The 2725-nt window shown below is 64.1% G+C and carries 2 protein-coding genes; both read left to right on the top strand.

The window, feature by feature from the left end; genetic code table 11:
* A partial coding sequence (locus tag GJ693_RS15275; RefSeq protein WP_156257104.1) for a tyrosine-type recombinase/integrase occupies positions 1-752 on the top strand: 752 nt, incomplete at its 5' end.
* A complete protein-coding gene (locus GJ693_RS15270) occupies positions 742-2553 on the top strand; it encodes a hypothetical protein (RefSeq protein WP_156257103.1) in 1812 nt (603 codons plus the stop codon). The genes GJ693_RS15275 and GJ693_RS15270, both read left to right, overlap by 11 nt.
* The last annotated feature ends 172 nt before the right edge of the window (positions 2554-2725 follow it).

The raw sequence follows: 2725 nt of genomic DNA, 5'->3' as shown, positions 1-2725 counted from the left end.
GGGTGGGCTCCGGCCGGCGACAATCGTTCCTGGCGCATGTCGATGCGCGTCCAGGCGTCATGGCGGCAAACATCCTGACGGTAGCGGAGCACGAGCGTTTGCCGAGACCGTTGCGTGTCGATCAATTGCGTCGCGTCTTTGCGCATCTGGATATGCCCTACCGCCTGATGGCGGAATGGGCGCTGGCGACGGGACTGCGGCGCAAGGAGCTTTGCGGCCTCGCGGTCTTCCAGGTTCCGGAGACGGCGCATCTTGACGACGAGGATCATCCTTTGATCGGCGTGCCGCTGACGATCACCAAGGGTGACAAGCCGCGCACGATCTACCCGCCGATTCGCCTGGTCGACCGCACGCAGCGCTACATCGACGAGGTTCGCACGCCGCAGGTCCGGGCGTTGCGTCGAGGGAGGCCCGACTATCGGCCGCCTTCGGCTCTGTTCCTCAACACCCAGGGAAATGTGGTCAGCAAGGCGCGATTGACGGCGGTGTTTGCCGAGGCATTCCGCGCGGCTGGCGTGACCGGAACATTACATTACCTGAGGCATACATTTGCGATGACGATGCTGGTGCGATTGCAGAGGCAGGCAGCGACCACGCCCGACCTCAATCCGCTGAAGATCGTGCAGGTCCTGCTGGGTCACAGTTCGATCCAGAGCACGTCGATCTACCTGCGCTGCGTTGAGCTGAATGGGCGGGACCTCGCCGACGGCATCGACTATCTCTATGGCGAGTTGGTCCCCGATGGCCGTTAGACGCGAGCGCATCGACCGGAGGCTGTCGGCTGCGGCGCCGATCGTTCTGGATCAGCCAGCCGATACCATCGTCGTCTTCCGCGACGGCTGGGGCGAGGTTGTGAAACGCTACGATCTCGGCAGCCTCGGTTTGCCGTTGGGCATCGCGATTCTTCTGGCCGATGCCTTCCGTCATCATCATGCCGCCTCGAGCCGGGACACGCAGCGTCATTGCTGGATGGCGCTGCGCGCCTTTGCGCGCTTCGTGGCGGAGGACGGTCTTGTTCTGTCGGTCAACGATCTGACCAGTGCGATGGTTGGGCGCTACATCGCATGGCTGGATCGCCAGGTCGCAGGACAGACCAACCAGCCCTGGTCGAAGGGTTCGCGGGCGAATGTGCTCATGCAGCTTCGCCAGATGATCGACTGGACCAAGCGGCGGCATCCCTCCCGGCTGCTGTCGCGGATCGACTTCCCCTGGCGGGTCTGGCCGAACCGCATTGCCGATACCCGGCCGCGCCTTGGCGGAGGGGACCTCAAAGCGATCCTGCGCGCGTGCTATGAGGAGATCGACGAGGCATGGGATCGCTTCGAGGCTGGGCGGAAGATCATTGGGGCGCGCGGGCCGGTTGATGGCGTCGATCCCGAGCTTTGCGAACTGATCCGGGCGTTTGCAGCCGTGGGTGACGGTGTCCTGCCGTCGCGCACGGAAGCGATCCGTAGCGGCATCAACATATCGGCGGCCAACCGCCATGGCGGGCTTCGTCATCTTGGCGGCTACATGCACCTGACCGGCGAGACGGTCGCGGCGTTCTTCATCGCGCTTTCGATCCAGACGGCGGGCAATCCGGATGCGCTGCGGCTCATCACGCGCGATTGCCAGGTGGCACATCCGCTCGACGAGCATCGTATCATCGTCGAGTGGGCCAAGCCTCGGGCCGGCGCCAAGGTGAAACGCGCGCAAAGGCGATCGTTCGACCGCCGACGCCGCTACGCGGCGCCGAATCTGATCGACAGGTTGCTGGCGATGACGGCGCCGCTCGTAGCCCGGGCCAGCCGGCAGGATCGAAACCGCCTGTTCCTGGTGAAGAGCGAGAAGAAGAATATGGTCACGCTCATTGCGGAAGCGACCTTGTCGCACGCCCTGAAGCCGTTCATCAAACGCTCCAATGCCCGGATCGCCATCTGGAACAAGGCTGCACCGGAGCGCGCACGTCAGCTCTTGCCGGACTTTGCCGCCGTTCTGCTGCGCGGCAGCGTCGCCACCGAATATTACAAGGCGTCTGGCGGCGACATCGTCGCGACACAGGATGTGCTCAACCATGTCCGCGCCGACACGACCGAGCTTTACATCAAGGGGCCGCAGACGCGCCGCATCCAGCGCGAGACAATCGCCCGATTGCAGGAGCTGATGCTCGGCTGGATCGTCGGCGCGAAGGTGAACTGCGAGGATCGGGCGCAGCGCGACCGGATTGCGCTGGCGAGCAATGCGACGGTTCCGTTCAGTCATGATTGCCTCAACCCGGTCGCGGGCACAGCACCAGACTCGATAGCAGGTCGGGTCTGCCGGCACTTCGGCGGATGTCTGCGCTGCCCGGGACTGGTCATACCGATCAATGTGGAGCACATGGCGCGCATCCTTCAGGCGATCGGCGAACTGGAGCGGGCGCGTGAACGCATTGATCCGCGTCGCTTCGAGCTCCTGTATGCGCCGAGCCTGCGCATCTTGGTCGACGACATCCTGCCGGACTTCCCGCAAACACTGCGAGGTGATGCCGATCAACGAATGCTGGCCCTCGCACCGCTTCCGCCGCTGGAGTGAGCGATGACGGCTTCCACGGCATTCCCTCTTCCCGCCGAAGCACGTGCGCCGCTTCGGATCTCGACACGCTCGGTGTGGTTGGATCAGGTCTGGCATCTCGACGGGCGTCGCCCTGGCAGCAACCGAGCTGACTTCTCGCTCGACTGGAGTTTTGTTCTTGCTGACGACAGCC

Source organism: Sandarakinorhabdus oryzae (assembly GCF_009733735.1).
Classification (GTDB): domain Bacteria; phylum Pseudomonadota; class Alphaproteobacteria; order Sphingomonadales; family Sphingomonadaceae; genus Sandarakinorhabdus; species Sandarakinorhabdus oryzae.
The sequence above is the reverse complement of the archived record's forward strand: the minus strand, read 5'-3'. Positions and strand labels throughout refer to the sequence as shown.